At 71.1% G+C, this 18,058-nt stretch carries 16 protein-coding genes; 6 read left to right on the top strand and 10 right to left on the bottom strand.

What is annotated here, in order from left to right; genetic code table 11:
* Positions 1-10: 10 nt before the first annotated feature.
* A complete protein-coding gene (locus SACCYDRAFT_RS08420) occupies positions 11-1,747 on the bottom strand; it encodes an SdrD B-like domain-containing protein (protein WP_005455389.1) in 1,737 nt (578 codons plus the stop codon).
* Positions 1,748-1,950: 203 nt separating this feature from the next.
* Here SACCYDRAFT_RS08420 and SACCYDRAFT_RS08415 point away from each other — a divergent pair, with 203 nt between their 5' ends.
* Positions 1,951-3,189: an NAD(P)/FAD-dependent oxidoreductase gene (locus SACCYDRAFT_RS08415; RefSeq protein ID WP_005455387.1), complete on the top strand. Its 1,239-nt coding sequence runs from the start codon at positions 1,951-1,953 to the stop codon at positions 3,187-3,189.
* Here the strand turns inward: SACCYDRAFT_RS08415 and SACCYDRAFT_RS08410 are convergent.
* Genes SACCYDRAFT_RS08410 through SACCYDRAFT_RS08400 form a run of 3 tightly spaced genes read right to left on the bottom strand, consistent with a single transcriptional unit; the run spans position 3,186 to position 6,581 of the window.
* Positions 3,186-3,812, bottom strand: coding sequence for a DUF4291 domain-containing protein (locus SACCYDRAFT_RS08410; RefSeq protein ID WP_005455378.1), 627 nt, complete (start codon positions 3,810-3,812; stop codon positions 3,186-3,188). The two genes, SACCYDRAFT_RS08415 and SACCYDRAFT_RS08410, sit on opposite strands and share 4 nt — an antisense overlap.
* A 41-nt stretch (positions 3,813-3,853) precedes the next feature.
* Positions 3,854-4,999, bottom strand: a complete 1,146-nt coding sequence (locus SACCYDRAFT_RS08405; protein WP_005455376.1) for a M20 family metallopeptidase — start codon at positions 4,997-4,999, stop codon at positions 3,854-3,856.
* Positions 5,000-5,024: 25 nt separating this feature from the next.
* A complete protein-coding gene (locus tag SACCYDRAFT_RS08400; protein WP_005455374.1) occupies positions 5,025-6,581 on the bottom strand; it encodes an AbgT family transporter in 1,557 nt (518 codons plus the stop codon).
* A 133-nt stretch (positions 6,582-6,714) separates the two neighbouring features.
* Here SACCYDRAFT_RS08400 and SACCYDRAFT_RS08395 point away from each other — a divergent pair, with 133 nt between their 5' ends.
* Entirely contained in the window at positions 6,715-7,692 is a 978-nt protein-coding gene (locus SACCYDRAFT_RS08395; protein WP_005455372.1) for an Lrp/AsnC family transcriptional regulator, read from the top strand.
* Between the two features lie 22 nt (positions 7,693-7,714).
* On the opposite strand, the gene SACCYDRAFT_RS08390 is transcribed toward SACCYDRAFT_RS08395, so the two are convergent.
* Together SACCYDRAFT_RS08390 and SACCYDRAFT_RS08385 are read right to left on the bottom strand one after the other, a co-directional pair.
* On the bottom strand, positions 7,715-8,149 hold the full coding sequence (locus tag SACCYDRAFT_RS08390; RefSeq protein WP_005455370.1) for a hypothetical protein: 435 nt from the start codon (positions 8,147-8,149) through the stop codon (positions 7,715-7,717).
* Between the two features lie 57 nt (positions 8,150-8,206).
* Entirely contained in the window at positions 8,207-8,836 is a 630-nt protein-coding gene (locus SACCYDRAFT_RS08385; protein ID WP_005455368.1) for a hypothetical protein, read from the bottom strand.
* Between the two features lie 206 nt (positions 8,837-9,042).
* Here SACCYDRAFT_RS08385 and SACCYDRAFT_RS08380 point away from each other — a divergent pair, with 206 nt between their 5' ends.
* Positions 9,043-9,849, top strand: coding sequence for an aminotransferase class IV family protein (locus SACCYDRAFT_RS08380; RefSeq protein WP_005455366.1), 807 nt, complete (start codon positions 9,043-9,045; stop codon positions 9,847-9,849).
* A 162-nt stretch (positions 9,850-10,011) separates the two neighbouring features.
* On the opposite strand, the gene SACCYDRAFT_RS08375 is transcribed toward SACCYDRAFT_RS08380, so the two are convergent.
* Positions 10,012-11,379, bottom strand: coding sequence for an MFS transporter (locus tag SACCYDRAFT_RS08375; protein WP_005455364.1), 1,368 nt, complete (start codon positions 11,377-11,379; stop codon positions 10,012-10,014).
* A gap of 73 nt (positions 11,380-11,452) precedes the next feature.
* Between SACCYDRAFT_RS08375 and SACCYDRAFT_RS08370 the strand changes: the two genes are divergently transcribed.
* Positions 11,453-12,427 (top strand): saccharopine dehydrogenase NADP-binding domain-containing protein, encoded by a 975-nt coding sequence (locus SACCYDRAFT_RS08370; protein ID WP_005455362.1) that lies wholly within the window; start codon positions 11,453-11,455, stop codon positions 12,425-12,427.
* Here the strand turns inward: SACCYDRAFT_RS08370 and SACCYDRAFT_RS08365 are convergent.
* Positions 12,413-13,030 (bottom strand): TetR/AcrR family transcriptional regulator, encoded by a 618-nt coding sequence (locus SACCYDRAFT_RS08365; protein ID WP_005455360.1) that lies wholly within the window; start codon positions 13,028-13,030, stop codon positions 12,413-12,415. The two genes, SACCYDRAFT_RS08370 and SACCYDRAFT_RS08365, sit on opposite strands and share 15 nt — an antisense overlap.
* Positions 13,031-13,118: 88 nt before the next feature.
* Positions 13,119-13,994 (bottom strand): oxidoreductase, encoded by an 876-nt coding sequence (locus SACCYDRAFT_RS08360; RefSeq protein ID WP_005455358.1) that lies wholly within the window; start codon positions 13,992-13,994, stop codon positions 13,119-13,121.
* A 173-nt stretch (positions 13,995-14,167) separates the two neighbouring features.
* On the opposite strand from SACCYDRAFT_RS08360, the gene SACCYDRAFT_RS08355 reads away from it, so the two are divergent.
* The gene (locus tag SACCYDRAFT_RS08355; protein ID WP_005455356.1) at positions 14,168-15,361 is read left to right on the top strand and encodes an SGNH/GDSL hydrolase family protein; all 1,194 of its coding nucleotides are present in this window, start codon (positions 14,168-14,170) and stop codon (positions 15,359-15,361) included.
* Between the two features lie 24 nt (positions 15,362-15,385).
* On the opposite strand, the gene SACCYDRAFT_RS08350 is transcribed toward SACCYDRAFT_RS08355, so the two are convergent.
* On the bottom strand, positions 15,386-17,323 hold the full coding sequence (locus tag SACCYDRAFT_RS08350; RefSeq protein ID WP_052309082.1) for an N-6 DNA methylase: 1,938 nt from the start codon (positions 17,321-17,323) through the stop codon (positions 15,386-15,388).
* A 134-nt stretch (positions 17,324-17,457) separates the two neighbouring features.
* Here SACCYDRAFT_RS08350 and shbA point away from each other — a divergent pair, with 134 nt between their 5' ends.
* Positions 17,458-18,018 (top strand): RNA polymerase sigma factor ShbA, encoded by a 561-nt coding sequence (gene shbA, locus SACCYDRAFT_RS08345; RefSeq protein WP_005455346.1) that lies wholly within the window; start codon positions 17,458-17,460, stop codon positions 18,016-18,018.
* Positions 18,019-18,058: the final 40 nt, after the last annotated feature.

The raw sequence follows: 18,058 nt of genomic DNA, 5'->3' as shown, positions 1-18,058 counted from the left end.
CGCCCGGTCATCACTCGGCCGAGCCGCCCACCCGGCGGCGACGGGCGATCACGACCGTCACGGCACCGGCGAGCAACACGGCCACACCGACACCACCGAGCGTCAGCGCGTCGACCCCGGTGGAGGCCAGCTCGTCGACGTCGTCCGCCCGCTTGTCCGGGCCCTGCGTGTCCGCCGTTTTCCGCCCGTTCGGCGCAGTCGTGCCGTCACCGTCACCGTCCCCGTCACCGTCCTCACCTGGCAACGGCCGATCAGGTCCCGGCACGACCTCGACGGTGACCGTGTTGTAGTAGTCGCTGTACTCGGCGTGCACCAGGGCGAAGGAGGCAGTCCCGTCCACGCGTCGCCACGGCCCGTAGACCTCGATGTGGTACAGGCCGGCTTGGTGGTCGTCGAACGCCGCGCGGCCCTGTTCGTCGGTCACCGCCGTCACCACCGGGGTGTCCGCGTCGCGGTCCCGCAACCCGACCGTCACCCCGGGCACGTGCTCGTCGTCGTCGACGATGCTGTCGCCGTCACGGTCGTGGTAGAGGATGACCGCCGCATCGGCGGACCGGCCCGGCACCTTCGCCCGGTCCAGAGCCGAAGGATGCCCTGTGATGTCCTCCCCTGGTCCGAACTCGCAGCCGATCGTGACGAACCCGTAGTTGGCCGCGCCGTCGGGCACGAGGCCCGTGACCTGATAGGTCTCGGTGCTGTGTGCGGGGACGGTGACGCCCTTCGAGCCCCACACCAGATCACCCCAGTGCTCGGCGTCCGCGACTCCGTCGAGCTCGTCGCTGTTGCCCGCACCGGAGCAGAACGCCGTGACACCGTGCAACGGCACGTCGCCGTTGTTCGTCAACGTGACCGTCACGTGTGCGGTGTCTCCGGGACGGTAGGTGTCCTCGGCGAACTCGACGGTGGGAACGAGAACGTCGGAGACAGGGCGGGTTCGGCGCACCAGAAGGTCGGTGTGGTCGCCAGAGCCGTCGACCCGCACGGGAACGGTGTACGGCCCGATCCAGTCGGTGCCGCTGACCTGGAGCTCGTACAGCCCTGCCGAGACGTCGTCGAAGACGAAACGCCCGTCGGAGCTCGTCCTGGTCTTCACCTCCCCACCCCCGGTGGACAGGCGGAGAAACACCGTGACACCGGCGAGCCCCTCACCGCCGTCGAGCGCACCGTTGCCGTTACCGTCGCCGTAGACCGTGCCGGCCACGGGGTGGGTCTGCGTCGGCGGAACGACCGGGACCGCGATGTCGCCGATCTCGTTGTTGCTCCAGCGCACCTCGTCCGGGCTCTGCGTGGACACCCTGATCGCGGCGTCACCGCTTTCCCAGCGATGGGGCGTGACCGCGACCTCGAACGTGACGGACTCCCCCGCGGGCAGCGTCCCACCGTCGGGCCAGGTGAACCCGTTCCACTGCTCGTCGGGCACGCTGACGGAGAACTCGCCCTCGCCGTAGAGGCTGACGACGACCTCGTGGGCGTCGGCGTCACCGATGTTGCCGACGGTGACCGTCACCGGCATCTCCTCGCCGATGAGGTACGGGCCCTCGGGCACCGACACCTCCACCGCCAGGTCCGCGCCGTTGACAACGGGCTCGGTCGACTCGGCAGGCGCGGTAGGCGAGGTTGTCGGCTGCCGCGGGGTCTCGCCCTCCTCGGCGACGGCCACAGGCACCGCTGCGGCTCCGGCGACGAGGACGGCGGCGAGGCCCGCCAGTACCCGGGCGGCCCGCCCGGTTCTTCGTGAGATGGACACAACGACCTTTCCGCTCGAGCTAGACACAACGAGGCGGCAATCTACGCGTCGACACCGGCATCGGTGATCACTACGAGGATCATCGCGACGAAGCGTTACCGAGCCGCGACACGGATGTCACCGGCACGATGGGTAGCGCGTGCGTGCGATGGGTACTCCCCCGCGACCTGCGTGTCCGCACCACCACGAAGGCGGCGAGAGGCATGGCGACAGACACCGTCGTGATCGTCGGCGCGAGCCTGGCGGGCTCGAAGGCCGCCGAGACACTGCGCGACGAGGGCTTCTCCGGCGCGATCGTGCTGATCGGGGCCGAGGAGGAGCTGCCGTACGAACGTCCCCCGTTGTCCAAGGACTACCTGCTCGGCACCGCCGAGCGAGCGAGCACGGCCGTCCACGACGAGGCGTGGTACACCGGCAACGACGTCGAGCTCCTCCTCGGCACGGCGGTGGTCGACATCCATCGCGACACCCGGGAGGTGGAGCTGGCCGACGGGCGACGCGTCGGCTACACCCACCTGCTGCTCACCACGGGCGCGAGCCCACGGCGGCTGTCGCTTCCCGGCTCGGAGCTGGACGGCGTCCACTACCTGCGTGATCTCCAGGACTCGGAGAGTCTTCGCGACGCGCTGCGCGAGGGCGGCCCGGTGGCCGTCGTCGGAGCGGGGTGGATCGGGCTCGAAGTGGCGGCGGCGGCCCGGCACCACGGCTGCGAGGTGACGATGCTGGAACCACGCGACATGCCGTTGCGGGCCGCGCTGGGGCCGGAACTCGGTGGGTACTTCGCCGAGGCGCACCGGCGGCACGGCGTCACGATCCTCACCGGGCGCCGTCCGAGCGCCCTGATCGGCTCCGGCAGGGTCATGGGGGTCACCGCGGACACGGGTGAGGAGATCGAGGCCGACACGGTGGTGGTCGGCATCGGCGCCCAACCCAACACCACCCTGGCGCGCGGCAGCGGTCTACGGGTCGACAACGGCATCGTCGTCGACGAGTACCTGCGCACGGCCGACCCCACCATCGCCGCCGCGGGCGACGTCGCCTCCGTGTTCCATCCCTTCTACGGCAGGCACGTGCGCGTGGAGCACTGGGCGAACGCCCTGAACGCCGGTCCGGCGGCCGCGCGCTCGTTGATCGGCCACGGGCGCCCCTACGACGAGCTGCCGTTCTTCTACACCGACCAGTACGACATCGGCATGGAGTTCATCGGCCTGCTTGAGCCGGATCGACCGTACACAGTGGTCACCCGGGGCGAGCTCGATGACGACGCCTTCCACGCGTTCTGGCTCTCCGACGGCCAGGTGGTGGCGGGAATGCACGTCAACCGGTGGGACGACGGCATCGAACCCGCCAAGAAGCTGATCCGCGATCGGGCCGTCGTGGACCCCGCGCGGCTGGCCGACCCGTCGGTGCCGCTCGGCGACGTGGCGGCGAGGGTGCCCTAGCGACGGGAGGCACCGACGGTGGCCGCGGTGCCCTCTCCCAGTGGATACGGCCGCTCCGGCGGCAGTGACCCCACCGCCTCGTCCACGCGGCCGGCCGCGACGAGCCCTCTGATCCGGCGCATCGTCGCCGTGACGTCGCTCAGGCCGACGATCCACTCGTCCACGTACTTCTCGACCGCTTCGCCGCCGAGTCCGATCTGGATGGAACGGTGCGGCAGTGGCCGATGGTACACGTCGCGTTCGGGATCCCACTGAACGCGCACGGGGCTGCGCTTCTTCCGTTCCGCCCAGTCCTCACGGCTGCGATGGGTGGCGGGCTCGTAGTGGCTCAGACACGCGTGGTCGAGGGCCCATTCGAAGCCTTCGCGGGTGACCTCGACGGCCAGCACGCGTTCCTGGTCCCGCTTGCTCGCCCACCCGCAGCGGTAGGCCATCCAGAGGAAGGACGGTTTGATCCAGGTCATGCGCCCGCGCCGGAACGGCGGCACGAACGTTCCGGCCGCGAGCGCGGCGTCGGCGATGGCGTCCGAGTACGCCTGGTACACCGTGATCGTGCGGTCGGTGTAGCCGGCGCGGACCTCGCGGTGCACGGTCGTCGTTGCCGTGTCGGTCAGCTCTCCCATGCGGGGAAGTGTGACCGTCGCGAGGCCGCGCGGCCACCGGTTTAGCTCGCCAGCGCCGTCACGATCCCGGCCACGAGCGCGGTCCTGGCGGGCAGGTGGTCGAGTAGCGCGTGTTCGTGCCTGGCGTGTGCGCCCGCGCCGACGGCGCCGAGCCCGTCCAGCACGGGACGTCCGAGCGCGGACACGAAGTTGCCGTCGCTCGCGCCGCCCACGGCGACCCCGTCCAGCGCCCAGCCGAGTCCGGCGGCCACGTCCCGCGCCACCGCGAACAACGCGTTCGACGCCTCGTGAGCCACCATGGGCGGCCGGTTCCACTCGCCGTCCACGGTGACGCGCGCACGCGGATCGGACGGCCGCAGCCCGGCGAACATCGCGTCGAGCCGTTCCATCTCGGCCGGGTCGGAGACGCGGATGTCGATGCCGCACGTCGCGTGCCGTGCGACCACGTTGCGGCCCGTTCCGCCTCGGACCAGGCCGACGTTGATGGTCGTCCCCTTCTCCGGTGCCGCCGCGGCGACGATGCGGGGGATCAGCTCGGCGAGCTGGTGGATGGCACTGACACCGGCTTCCGGGTCGAGTCCCGCGTGTGACTCGACGCCCTCCACGGTGACGTCGAACAGGCCGACGCCCTTGCGCACCGTCTTCAGGGCGCCGCCGGCCGACGCCTCCAGCACCAGCGTGGCGAGGACGTCCTCGCTGAGGCGTTCGATGTGCGGGCGGGCGGCCGGGCTGCCGATCTCCTCGTCGCCGTTGAACAGGAAACGCACCGTCGGCCTCGGCAGGTCGAGCTCCCGCAGACACCGCAGCGCCCACACGGCCTGCACGATCCCGTGCTTCATGTCGAACACCCCGGGTCCGCTCGCCCGGCCGTCCTCCACGTGGAACGGCCACTGCGCGAGCGTGCCCGCCGGCCACACCGTGTCGTAGTGGCACAGCACCAGCACCGTGCCCGGGCGGGTTCCGGTGTAGGTGGCTTCGAGGGCGTCACCCCACTGACCGCCGTCGTGGCGGTGCAGCGCCTCCGGCTGGCCGAGCCGGTCGGTGAGCCAGCGTGACAACGCGTCGAGTCCGCGGTCCAGCAACACCTTGTCGTCGCTCGGGGTCTCCAGCTCCACGAGCATCCGCAGGTCGTCGGTCAGTTCGGGCAGCGCCTGCTTGGTCCAGGCGGCGACGGCGTCCAGCGACATCCGCATCCAACTCCTCACTCGAAACTCAACGCACGTCCACGCCCGGACCCAGCGGGACGCCGAGCCCCCACCAGGCGACGAAGAGCAGCGTCCACGACACCAGCACCACGATCGAGATCGGCAGTGTCAGCGACATCAGCGTGCCGATACCCGCCTGCTTGCGGTAGCGCTGCAGGAAGCCCAGCGCGATCACGAAGTACGGGCTCATGGGGCTGATCAGGTTGGTGCTGGAGTCGGCGATGCGGAACGCGGCGAGCGTGGTCTCCGGCGGCACGCTCAGCAACATGAACATCGGCACGAAGACCGGCGCGATGAGGGTCCACTGCGCCGAGCCGCTCGTGACGAAGATGTTCAGCACGCAGACCACGAGGATCATGCCCACGAGCATCACCAGCGGGTGCACGCCGAGGGTCTCCAGCAGGGCCGCGCCGCGGACGGCGAGCACCTCACCCATCGACGTCCACTTGAAGTAGGCGATGAACTGGCTCGCCGCGAAGAACAGCACCATCACCGGGGCCAGGTCGCGCACGCCGACGGCCATCGCCGACGGGACGTCGGCGGCCTTCGGCAGCGTGCCCACCACGCGCCCGTAGACGGTGCCCATCAGCAGGAAAGCGAGTCCGAGCACCACGGCGATGCCGGTGATGACCGGGGAGTCGAGCACACCGCCGTTCTCACCGCGCAGCGGGGACGCCGGCGGGATGAGCGCGGCCGCCACGAGAGCGATCAGCACCAGCAGCGCCAGGCCCGAGTAGCGCAGGCCCTTGCGCTCGCGCGCGGTCAACTCCATCTCGCCGAGGGTCTCGTCGACACCGTCGCCGTCGACCGGCATGGCGGCCGTGCGCTTGTTGAGCACGAACTCGGTGACCAGCGTGATGGCCAGCGCGAGGACGATCGCCGACGTGGCGGTGAAGAAGTAGTTCGCCAGCGGGTTGACCGTGTGGTTGGGGTCGATCATCGCGACGGCGCTCGTGGTGATGCCGGCGAACAGGACGTCGCTCGCGGTGACCAGCAACGACGCGTCGTAGCCCGCGGAGATGGAGCCGAACGCCACCACGGTGCCGAGGATGGGGCTGCGCCCGGCCGCCTTGAACACCAGTGCGCCCAGCGGGATGAGCACCACGTAGGCGGCGTCGGACAGCACGCTGGCGCAGACACCGGTCAGCGCGAGGGCGAAGGTGAGGTACTTCGGCGACACCCTCGTCACGGTGCGGCGCAGCAGCGCGGACAGCATTCCGCTGCGTTCGGCCACCGAGACGCCGAGCATCACCACGATGATCAGAGCCAGCGGCGGGAACGTCGCGAAGTTCTCCACCGCGTCGCCGATCATCATGCGCAGGCCCTCGCCGGAGAGCAGGCTCCTGATCTCGACGCGCTCACCGTCGGCGGGCGAGATGGCGAAGGCGCCCAGCGCGTCGAGGATCGCGCTGAGCGCGACCACGACGCCGGCCATGATCACGAACAGCCAGAAGGGGTGCGGCAGCTTGTTACCCAGCCGCTCGATGCCCGCGAGTACGCGCAGTGTCACGCGCACGGTGCGGGAGGTCTTCTCTGCGGAGACCGTCTCAGTCGTCTCGGCCACGGTGAGTGCATCCGTTCGGTCGTACTGAAGGGAAGTTCCGAGAATTACAAGCGTAATGGGCGGATTAGTCAATAGTAGAGCAGAAATTGCTGCTTTCATTCGCAGAGTGGCGTAAGGGTGCTAGATTCCGTCCATGAGCGTGTCCCTCGACGCGGAGGATCTGGACCTGGTGGCGGCGCTCCAGGTGTCCCCCCGCGCCCCGCTGTCCCGTCTCGCGGAGGTCCTCGGCTGGTCGTCGAGCACCGTGAGCCGCAGGCTCGCCCGCCTGGAGTCGGCCCGCCTGCTGCGGGTGATCGGCCAGCTCGACTGGTCGATCACCGGGCACGGCAACCCGTGGCACGTGTGGGTCGAGACGGCTCCCGGGGAGGCGGACAAGGTCGCGCACGCGCTCAGTGACCTGCCCCAGACCCAGTTCGTGGCGACCACGGCCGGGCGCGCCGACGTCTTCTGCACGATGCAGGCGCTGCGGCAGGGCGGCGTCCACGATCTGCTGGGCCGCGTTCCCGCGATCGACGGGGTGCGCGCCACGCACACCGAACTCGTGTTGCGCGGTGTCACGAAGGCGGACTCGTGGCGGCTGCCCCGGCTCAGCGACGAGCAGGTGGCCGCGCTCGGCCAGGACGGTGGACCGGCTCCCGACGAGCCGACCGAACTCGACGACGACCTCTGGGCGACGCTGCGCCTGCTCCGGCGGAACGGGCGCATCGCGACGGCACAGGTGGCGCGCGAGCTCGGCGTCGGCCAGTCCACCGCCTACCGCATGGTGCAGTCACTGCTGCGCCGCGGTCTCGTCCGCCCCCGGGTGGAGATCGAACCGAGCCTGCTCGGCTACACGCTGGAAGCGATCGTGGCCCTCACCGTCACGCCCGCCTCCGTCAAGCAGGTCTCCGAAGCCCTGGCCGGACACCCCTCCGCCCGCTACGTCACCATCGTCGCGGGCACGTCCTCGGTGGTGCACCACGGCGTCTTCCAGCACGAGGACGCGCTCGCCGAACTGCTGACCGAGGACCTCGCGGACCTGCCCGGCATCGCGTCGTTCGACGTGTCCGTGGTGCGTGAGGTGCGCAAGCGCTACTGGCTCGGCCGCGCCGACGGCCGCCTCGGCGACTGAGCACCCCGAGGCGGCTTCGACGTCAGTCGGCCACCGGAGCGTCCTCCTCCTCCTCGGGCCACGGCTCCAGCCAGTCCGTCGACTCCGGGCGGAACACGTGGAACAGCACGAGGAAGGCCAGCACCAGTCCCACCACGGACTGCGGTGCACCCAGGAGAAGACCGGCGAGGCCGTTGACCATGCCGAACACCTCGACCGCCGCCACGACGGGACGCGCGGCCGAGTTCCGCCTCAGCAGCAGCACGACACACACCAGCAGCACCACGCCGATGATCACGGACACGGCGGCGAGCACGTACGTCAGCGTCGGCACCGTCCTGCCGTGCTCCGCGTCCTCCGCCGCGAAGACCAGCATCAGCACTCCGGCCGCCGTGTTGGCCAGTGTCTGGAACACCATGATGCCCACCGCGGTCCTCAACGCCAGGGGCATTCGCGGCCGACCGTTCTCGTTCCTCATCTCGACTCCCGTTCCCCGTCGGACGACGCCGCCGGACACTCCGGCGGCCTGGCGCCCTCACGATCCCGGGAGCCACATGAGGATTCGATGACACGCCTGAGGCCGGGGTAGCTCCGCCGCGACGTCCGCGACGCCGTCCAGGAAACCGGGGTGGGGATCGCCGCGTAGCGGCTCGACCTCGGCGATCACCACCAGGCTTCCCGAGCGCCTGGAGTCGTAGTACTTCCCGGTCCAGCGGATGTCACCCGCGCCGACGACCGCACCCGGCAACGGCGTGACGTTGCCGGTACCGTCCACATCGGCCAGTCCACGCAGTTCCCGCGCCGCCGCCGGGCCGCGCGTCTCCACCCAGGACACCGACACGGCGATCCGGTTGCCGGCACCGTCTCCCAGGGCGAACAGCATCCGCTTCAACGAGCGGCAGGGCGTGCGCGCGAAGAAGCGCTGGACCTGCCCGTAGGAGTGCAGCGCACAGCGACCGGCCCGATCCAACCGCTCGTCGATCCGCTTCAGGTCGAGTTGCTTCCACGTGGCGTTGCGGTGGCCCTTCGCCACGCTCCGCTTGCCCTTGACGAGCTTGCCGCGCACGACCTGGCTCAGTGCTGCCTGGCTCGACACCGCACCGCTGCTGCCGGACACACCCACCGGCCCGTAGGCCACCGTCACCGCCAACGTCGCCGAGACCACCAGAGCTCCGGACCGTGTCGCGAAGCGGCCCTGCGCATCACGTGGCTGTTCCTGTACCCCATCCGCCGTCCCCCTCTTCCGCAGTCGATCGCGTCGGTCACGGAGTGGGCCGGGCGCGGACGGGGAGGCTCGCTCCGACATCACCGGAACGTGGTGCGCGACCTCGGCTTGACCTTGACATTCATGTCAGGCCCTACGGTCACGCCATGACGTTCTTCACCGTTCAGCGCAGCGGCCGCACCGCGACCGCCGACGATCTGGCGCCGCTCGCCTTCGCGGGCCATGCCCACTTCACCGCCATGCAGGTCCGCGACGGCCGCGTGCGCGGTCTCGACCTGCACCTGCGGCGTCTGCGTGACGCCTCGCTGGAGTTGTTCGGGCGGGCCCTGCCCGACGAGCGGGTGCGGTCGTACCTGCGGACGGCGCTGGAATCCGGTCCCGCCGACGTGTCGCTCACAGCCACGGTGTACTCGGCGGCGGGTGAGTTCACCGCCGCCGAGCACACCGCGAAGGACCTCGACGTGCTCGTCCGCACCGGTCCGGCCGCGTACGCACCGACCGGACCGCTCACCCTGGCGACGGTGGAACACGAACGCTTCCTGCCCGGGGTCAAACACGTCGGCGAGGTGGCGAAGACCCACCTGCTGCGCCGCGCGGTGCGGCGGGGATTCGACGACACCGCCTTCGTCGACCGCCGGGGCAGGCTCAGCGAGGCCACGATCTGGAACCTGGCCTTCGCCGACGGTGACACGGTGGTGTGGCCGCAGGCCGACGTGCTCGGCGGAGTCACGATGGGCGTCGTCCGCAGGCAGCTCGACCGGCTGGGCGTGCCGCAGCGGGTACGGGACGTCACGCTCGCCGACCTGCCTCGGCTCACCGGTGCGGTGGTGCTGAACTCGTGGACCCCGGGTGTTCCCGTGAGCCGGATCGACGCGGTGGAGCTGCCCGACTCGCCGTCGCTGGCCTCGCTCCTGCACGACGCCTACGCGGCCGAACCCCCAGCCGCACCCTGACGACCGCGAGAGGCCGGGCGGCTCCCCCCACCGTCGTTGTCATGAACTCCCTCAGCACAGCGACGAGCAGCGGCACCGGGCGCATGGTCGGGGCTGGTTGCTGTCACCGGCCGCGACCTGGTCGGTCACGCTCTCGGCGGTGCTCCTGGCCGTCGTGCTGGCCTACCGGGCCACCGGACCGGCCTCACGCTGCGGCGTACGCAGCACGGCGAGGGTGAGGACGCAACCCAGCACGGCCAGCCCCGCGCTCGCGGCGAAGGACACCCGCAGCCCCACCGTCCCGCCGACGGACCCGGCCAGGGCGAGCAGCGCGGCGACACCGATGCCGGAGCCCACGCGCTGCGCGGTGTTGACCACACCGCCCACCACTCCCCTGTCGGACTCGGCCACGGCGTTCACCGCGGGTGCCGTGACCCCCACGAACGCCGCGGGCAGGCCGAATCCGAGCAACACGGCGGCGGGAAGCACGTCGACGAGGTAGTCGACGTGCTCCGGCAACCGCGCCAGCCAGCCCATCGCCGCCGCCTGGAGGGCCAACCCGACCGCGAGCGTGCCCGCGTGACCGAACCTTCTCACCATCGCCGGGATGACGGTCCTGGAGGCCGCGATGTTGACCAACGCCACCGGCAGCACCGCCAGCCCGGCCTGGGTCGGCCCGTAGCCCTGGCTGCCCTGCAAATACAGCGCCAGCAGCGCGAACACGGGGACGTGCGCGGCGCCCACCAGCACGTTCACCGCCGTCGAGCCGGACACCTCGCGGACCCGGAAAAGCCGCAACGGCACCAGCGCGTCGTCCGCGAGCCGCCTCTCCAGCACGACGAACACCACGAGCAGCACCACGGCCAGCCCCAGCAGCAGCCACGTCAGCGCCGACTGTCCCGGCTCCGCGAGCCCGCCGAGGGCGTATCCGGCCAGCAGCAGACCCGCCGTCGCGGTGACGGCACCGGAAACGTCGAGGCGTACCACGCGCACCGGTGGGTCCCCGGACAGCACCGCTCCGGTCAGGGCCAGCGCGACCACCCCCACGGGCACGTTGATCAGGAAGATCGAAGGCCATCCGAGGAACTCGGTCAGCGGCCCGCCCGCGGCCGTGCCGATGGCTGCACCCGCCGCTCCCATCGCGCTCCAGACCCCGAACGCCTTCCGGTTGTCCTCGGGATCGGAGTAGGTGCGGGCGATCAGAGCCAGCTGCGCCGGAATCACCACGGCGGCACCGACACCCTGCAGGGCCCTCGCCGCCACGAGCAGCCACGCCGTCTGCGCCAGACCCGCCACGGCGGAGGCGATCGTGAACAGCACCAGCCCGGCCACGAAAGCACGGCGGGCGCCGAACATGTCGGCCGCCCGCCCTCCGACCAGCAGGAACCCTCCGAAGGCCAGCAGGTAGGAGTTGACGACCCAGCCGAGGCCGGCCTCGTCGAGGCCGAGGTCGGCACCGATCGACGGCAGCGCCACGTTGATCACCGTCGTGTCGAGGAACACCACCAGCTCGACCACGGCGAGCAGCCAGATCACTCCGGCGTTGCGCATGTCCCCTCCTTCTTTCACTAGAGTTGAACTACAATCATTTTCACTAGAGTCCAGCTTTAGCCAAGGAGGTTCGATGCCGAACACCGTTCTCGTCGTCGGTGGCTACGGCGCTGTCGGCGACCAGCTCGCGGACGTCCTGCGACGGCGCCACGGCGTTCGGGTCCTGGTCGCGGGACGCACTCCGCCGCCAGGGCCCGACAGCGTGCGCGTCGACGTGCGCGACCGGGACAGCGTGACGCGGGTCCTCGACGGACACCGCATCGACGTCGTCGTGCTCAGCGTCCAGGCGCCGGACGCGACGGTGCTCACCACGTGCGCACAGCGCGGGGTCCACGTGGTGGATCTGGGCGCGGACCCGATCCCCGCCGAGGAACACGCCCGACTCCACGACCTCGCGAGCGACTCGACGTCGACCCTGGTGATCGGTGCCGGCCTCGCCCCCGGGCTGACGAACGTACTGGCACGCAAGGCTTTCGACGCGCTCGGAGGCGCGGACACCGTCGACGTCACCGTGTTGCTCGGCGCGGGCGACCACCACGGCACCCAGGCCGTGCGCTGGACACTGGACCGGCTCGCCGACAAGCCACCGGGCCGCGCGAAGAGCGTCTACCTGCCCGGCCTGGGACACCGGCGCGCCATCCCGTTCGGGTTCGCGGACCAGTACTCCCTGCGCCGCTCTCTCGGGGTGCGGGCGACCACGAGGCTGTGCCTGGACTCCCGTGTCGCGAACGCCGGACTGGCGGCGTTGCGACTGTCCGGAGTGGCCGGTCGCGTGCGTCCGGATCGACTGCCCGGCGGGCTGGGTGGAGACGCCTTCGTCGTACGGGCGGACGCGTGGCAGGGCTCCCGCCACGCCGCCTACGCCGTCGCCGGGCACGGCCAGAGCCGGGCCACCGCCGTCATCACCGCCCACGTGACGGCCGACCTGCTCGCGGGGCGGCTCCCACCGGGGGCCCACTGTCCCGAGCAGCTCACCCGGCTCGCCGACCTGCCCGAACGACTGACCGAGGACGGGATCACGCTCTGGCGCCGATCAGTCGTCCAGTAGCTGAGCGGACAGCGTGTCGAGGGTCCACCGCTGCCATCGGGCCGGTGACCAGCCACGGTCCCGCACCATGACGAGGTAGAGCTCGGGGCTGAGCAGGCCGAAGAGGACGTCGGCGACGTGACGCGCGCTCAGCCCGGCACGAGCGCCCGGCTTGCTCACGAACGCCTTCGCCGCCACCGACTGGACGGTGTGGCGCGCGTCCACGTTGGCGTCCCACAGCTCCGTCAGTTCCGGATCGGTGGCGGCGGCGACCCGCAGCACCTCCACGACGGGGGCGGCTCGGGCCGACACGTCGCGCACTCCCCTGACGTGCGCGGCCAACTGCGCGCGGGCCGTGGGCGCGTCGAGCACGGCACGGAACCACGGGCGTTCCATCGTCGCGGCCGGAGTGTCGTCCCCCGCGACCTCGTGGTCGAGCAACTCCTTGAGTACCGTGCGCTTGTTACCGAAGGTGAAGTAGATCGTCTGCACCGCCACGCCCGCGCGGTCGGCGATCTCCTGCAACCTGGTGGCGCCGTACCCGTGCGCGACGAACTGCTCCCTCGCCGCCTCCAGCATCCGCAGCCGTGTCTGTCGCGCCTTCTCCGCCCGGGTGGTGCTCACGCGAACGAAGCCTAACGGGACCGGCCTCCCCTCACGGCGGAAGCTCCGCGAACCGGGCGTTCGGATCGACGAGGAACGTCGCGGTCCGTCAGCCGGCGATGCCGTCGAGCTCCGCGAGCGCGTCGGAGGGCAGCTCCAGCGACGCCGCCGCGACGTTCTCGCGCAGGTGCGCCACCGAGGAGGTGCCGGGGATCAGCAGGATGTTCGGCGACTGGTGCAGCAGCCAGGCCAGCGCCACAGCCTGCGGCGAGACGCCGAGCCCCTTCGCCACGGTGTCCAGGGTCTCGGACTGGAGGGGGCTGAACCCACCCAGCGGCCAGAACGGCACGTAGGAGACACCCTGCTCCGCCAGCGACGCGATGAGCGGCTCGTCACCCCGGTGCGCGACGTTGTACCAGTTCTGCACGGTCACGATCGGCGCGATCGACTGCGCCTCACGCACCTGGTCGGCGTCGACCACGCTGACCCCGAGGTGCCTGATCAGGCCCTGCTCCCGCATCTCGGCCAGCGCGCCGAACGGCTCGGCGATCGAGCCGGGCACCGGCGAGTGCCCGTCCGGGCCGCCGCCGACCCTCAGGTTGACGACGTCGAGCACGTCCACGCCGAGCGTGCGGAGGTTCGACTCCACCTGCTGACGGAGCTGCTCGGGCGAGCGCGCGTGCGGCCAGCCGCCCTTCTCGTCACGCACGGCCCCGACCTTGGTGACGATGTGCAGGTCCTCACCGTAGGGCGACAGGGCCTCGCGGATCAGCTCGTTGGTCACGTGCGGGCCGTAGAAGTCGGCGGTGTCGATGTGGTCGACGCCGAGCTCGACGGCGGTGCGCAGCACGGCGATCGCCTCGTCGCGGTCCTTCGGCGGACCGAACACGCCCGGCCCCGCCAACTGCATCGCGCCGTATCCCATCCGCGCGACGGTGGGGCCGCCGGCCATCGTGAACGTCCCGCCGGGAGTGTTACTCGCCATGATCTCCGTCCTCTCCAGGCCGGTCCCGCCTCGCGCCCGGACCCGCGGTCGCATTATCCAACCCCGTTGCCCCACCTTCCCCGCCACCCGGTCACGTCCGTGAGCTGGGCCCCACGGCACAGGACGGGGAAACGAGATGCCGGTTCCACACCGGGTCTGACACGCTTGCGGCCATGAACCACAAGCCCGCCTCGCCCACCTGGATCACCACGCCCATCACCGAGGACCTGGTGTGCGGCGCGATCGAGCTGGAGCGCACCGACCACGGGCTGCTGCCCCATCGGCTGCCCGCCCGGGCCCGCGCACAGTGCCCCGACCGGCAGTTGCACCTGGCGGAGACCCAGCCCGCGGGTGTGCGGCTGGTGCTGCGCACCCGCGCCACAGCGGTCGAACTCGACACACTCCCCACCAGGATCGAGTACCGGGGCGCCCCTCCCCGCCCGGAAGGGGTCTACGACCTGCGCGTCGACGGCACCCTCACGGGTCAGGCGAGCGTGTCCGGCGGCAACGTCGTGAGTATCGACCCGAGCACCGGAACCGCCGAGACCCGGCCCGGCCCCGTCGGCACCGTGCGCTTCGCCGACCTGCCCGACCACGCGAAGGACGTGGAGATCTGGTTGCCGCACAACGAGATCACCCGCCTCGTCGCCCTACGCACGGACGCTCCCGTCGAACCCGTACCGAGCGGGAACCGCAGGGTGTGGCTGCACCACGGCAGCTCGATCAGCCAGGGCTCCAACGCCGCGAGTCCCAGCACGACCTGGCCCGCGCTCGCGGCCTCGCTCGGCGACGTGGACCTCGTCAACCTCGGGCTCAGCGGCAGTGCCCTGCTCGATCCGTTCACCGCCCGCACCCTGCGGGACACATCCGCCGACCTGATCAGCCTCGAACTCGGCATCAACGTGGTCAACAGCGACGTGATGCGCCTGCGCGCCTTCACCCCGGCGGTGCACGGCTTCCTCGACACCATCCGCGAGGGACATCCGACCACACCGCTGCTGGTCGTCTCCCCGTTCCTCTGCCCCATCCACGAGGACACTCCCGGCCCCGGCGAGTTCGACCTCGACGCCCTAAGCACGGGAACGGTGAGGTTCCGGGCCACGGGCGAGGTGGCGGAGCGCGCGGCGGGGAAACTCACGCTGAGCGTCATCCGTGACGAGCTCGCCCGCATCGTGACGCAGCGAGCGGTCGACGATCCCCACCTGCACCACCTCGACGGCCGCGACCTCTACGGCGAGCCGGACTTCGCCGAGCTGCCGTTGCCCGACGCGCTGCACCCGGACGCCGAGTCCCACCGCCGCATCGGTGACCGTTTCGCCGCGCTGGCCTTCGGCCCCGGCGGACCGTTCGCCGCCGAACGGGAGTGAGGCGGACTCCGGGGATCGGTACGACTACCCGCCCGGGACGTCGAGCACTCCGTCGGCCAAGCCGTCGACGAGCTGCCTGCCGAGCAGGTCCGCGAGCTCACCCGCTTCCCGCAACCGCTCGTGGAACAGGCGCACGGCGCGGAAGGCCCTGCCCAACCGCCGTTGCTCGGCGACGGGTAGCAGCGGCACGTCGACGCGCCGAACGTCGAGCCGCCGCGCCCCGGACACCGTGGCGCTGCTCGCTTCGGCCGTCCGGCTCGCGGAAAGGTAACCCGCGAGGAACTCGGCGTCGAGGCGGGCGGGGTCGACGCGGAGCAGGTGCAGGTTGGGGCCCAGAAGCAGGCCCGTCTCCCCGATGACTCTCGCCGTGGCGGGCGTGCCGCCCGCGACGAGAGTCGGAACGACGACGTCACCCGGCACGAGGTGCACGAGTTCGGCCTCCACGGGACCCGCCAACCGCAGTGTCGGCCCCACGCCGTCGGCGACGTCCCGCCCGGTCAGTACCAGCTCTCCGACAGCATCCTCCGAATCGGACAGTTCGAGCCTGCCGGTGTGCTGCCGCACCGTCAGCGCTCCGGCCCTGGCGAGTTCGGAGATCGTCAGCGTCGGGTGCGGCTCCGGCGACCGCTCGGTCACAGCGGGCAGTAGTTCGGCCAGCGGCCCCACGAGCTGCCGCAACCGACGATGCCGGGCCTCCAGCTCCGCCGTGTCGACGACCGTGCGCGGCGCGGGCAGATGGCGCGCCGGAGTCAGGTCGACGTCCTCGTCGAGGAGATCGATCGCCTGCACCACGTCGTGGCGGCCTGGCATCGGTTCGAACTCGCCCGCCCGGCACGCCCTCCACGGCTCCAGGACGGCGGAGCGCAGCGCGGGCCAGTCGGCCTCACCGCGCGCGCGGCCGCCGTGGTCGCTCGCGTCCACCAGCAGGACGGACATCGGGGTGTCGTCGTCGGCTGGGGCGCGGAGCAACCACAGGTGCAGCGGTATTCCCGTGGTGGCAAGCAGTCCGGCGGGCAGGGCGAAAACGGCACGGACCACACCACGCCGGACGAGTTCCTTGCGGACGAGCCGCCCGGAACGGCGGGAGGCGACAGCGGCGGGCAGCAGCCCGACCACGAGCCCGCCCGGACGGACGTGTGCCAGACAGTGCTGGAGCCAGGCCAGTTCCGGCTCGTTCTTCACCGGCAACCCGTAGTCCCAGCGCCTGTCGACGCTGAGTTCCTCGTAACCCCAGTCGCGATAACCGAAGGGTGGTTCGCAGAACACCACGTCGGCGCGCACGTCGGCGTGGCCGTCGGCGCGGAGGGCGTCGCCCGCGACCACGGAGGCGGGCGCGTGGAACCGCAACCGCGCCTGGGCGAGCCGTGCGAGGTCCGGGTCGAGTTCCTGGCCCAGCACCCTCTCGGCGCCGCGCTCGGCCGCCACCCGGAGGGCGTTGCCGAGGCCGCACGCCGGGTCGAGCACGACCCCGTGCGGGTCCGACAGTTCCGCCATGAGTTCCGCGAGCTCGACGGTGGTGGCCGAGTGGCGTCGCCTCGCCGTCTCGGTGTGTCGGCGGCAGAGCTGTTCGGCGACGTCGACCCTGGCGGCAGGTTCGATCCGCTCGACCTCGTCCCGCACCGGGCCGGGGAGTTCGACTCCGGGCTGACCGTGCAGGTGTTCGAGCACGTCACCGAGCAGCCGGGTGATCTCCCCTTCGTCGCGGCCGACGGAGACGGCCCGCCACAGGGTGTCCTCCCCGCCCGAGTCGGGGAGCTTGCCCTGGGCCCGCAGCCATCGCTCGACCTCGGTCAGCCGGAACCTGGTCCCCGCCGAACCGCCCACCGGCTCGGGGAAGTCCGGATGGCGACGCCGCCAGTTGCTGACCGCCGCTCTTCCGACGCCTGCCAGTCGCGCCACCTCGGCCGCGCTCACCAGGTGTTCCTCGTCGCTCACCGCGCCCCCTTCCCGAACCGTGAACATACCACACACAAGACAAGTTGTTGACTACGTTCACAGCATATGATTCACTTCGTGCGTTCACAACAGGCCGCAGGTTCACGTCGGCCCACGCCACTCCCACCAGGTCCACGCCGAAAGCTCCACTGGGGATCTCCATGCAGATGAACGAACTCGCGGAACAGGTGTCAGCCGCCCGCTCCGGCGACAAGCACGCCATGAACGATCTCTTCGCGACACTGCGACCGAAGGTCATCCGCTACTGTCGCGCCCGCATCCGCTCGAACGGACCCGACCACACGGCCGCCGACGACGTCGCCCAGGAGGTCTTCGCGGCCGTCCTGACCTCACTGCACCGCTTCCGGGGCCACGAGGCCGCTTTCCAGTCGTTCGTCTTCGGCATCGCAGCCAACAAGGTGGCGGACCACCATCGGGCACGCAGCCGGGACCGCACCCACCTGGCCGCCGAGCCGGTCGACAGCACGGACCCGGGGCCCGGACCGGAGCAGCGGGTGTTGCGCGCCGAACTCGGCGAGCGGATGCGTGAACTGCTCGGACTGCTGACCGAGGCCCAGCGCGAGATCCTCGTGCTCCGTGTGGCCGCGGGCCTGAGTGCAGCCGAGACGGCCGCGATCGTGGGCTCGACCCCGGCGGCGGTGCGGGTGGCGCAGCACCGCGCGCTCCAGAAGCTGCGTCAGCACCTCGGCGGCGAGGGGTGAACGCTGAGGATGTGGGCCGAGGCGGATATCGCATGCGCGT

Source organism: Saccharomonospora cyanea NA-134, assembly GCF_000244975.1.
GTDB lineage: Bacteria > Actinomycetota > Actinomycetes > Mycobacteriales > Pseudonocardiaceae > Saccharomonospora > Saccharomonospora cyanea.
The sequence above is the reverse complement of the archived record's forward strand: the minus strand, read 5'-3'. Positions and strand labels throughout refer to the sequence as shown.

Bases quoted from the DNA above. Each gene is read 5' to 3' on its own strand.
- SACCYDRAFT_RS08390 (WP_005455370.1), bottom strand. From the start codon at position 8,149: ATGAGGAACGAGAACGGTCGGCCGCGAATGCCCCTGGCGTTGAGGACC.
- SACCYDRAFT_RS08415 (WP_005455387.1), top strand. From the start codon at position 1,951: ATGGCGACAGACACCGTCGTGATCGTCGGCGCGAGCCTGGCGGGCTCG.
- SACCYDRAFT_RS08380 (WP_005455366.1), top strand. From the start codon at position 9,043: ATGACGTTCTTCACCGTTCAGCGCAGCGGCCGCACCGCGACCGCCGAC.
- SACCYDRAFT_RS08360 (WP_005455358.1), bottom strand. From the start codon at position 13,994: ATGGCGAGTAACACTCCCGGCGGGACGTTCACGATGGCCGGCGGCCCC.
- SACCYDRAFT_RS08405 (WP_005455376.1), bottom strand. From the start codon at position 4,999: ATGTCGCTGGACGCCGTCGCCGCCTGGACCAAGCAGGCGCTGCCCGAA.
- SACCYDRAFT_RS08355 (WP_005455356.1), top strand. From the start codon at position 14,168: ATGAACCACAAGCCCGCCTCGCCCACCTGGATCACCACGCCCATCACC.
- shbA (WP_005455346.1), top strand. From the start codon at position 17,458: ATGCAGATGAACGAACTCGCGGAACAGGTGTCAGCCGCCCGCTCCGGC.
- SACCYDRAFT_RS08395 (WP_005455372.1), top strand. From the start codon at position 6,715: ATGAGCGTGTCCCTCGACGCGGAGGATCTGGACCTGGTGGCGGCGCTC.
- SACCYDRAFT_RS08410 (WP_005455378.1), bottom strand. From the start codon at position 3,812: ATGGGAGAGCTGACCGACACGGCAACGACGACCGTGCACCGCGAGGTC.
- SACCYDRAFT_RS08370 (WP_005455362.1), top strand. From the start codon at position 11,453: ATGCCGAACACCGTTCTCGTCGTCGGTGGCTACGGCGCTGTCGGCGAC.
- SACCYDRAFT_RS08375 (WP_005455364.1), bottom strand. From the start codon at position 11,379: ATGCGCAACGCCGGAGTGATCTGGCTGCTCGCCGTGGTCGAGCTGGTG.
- SACCYDRAFT_RS08350 (WP_052309082.1), bottom strand. From the start codon at position 17,323: ATGTTCACGGTTCGGGAAGGGGGCGCGGTGAGCGACGAGGAACACCTG.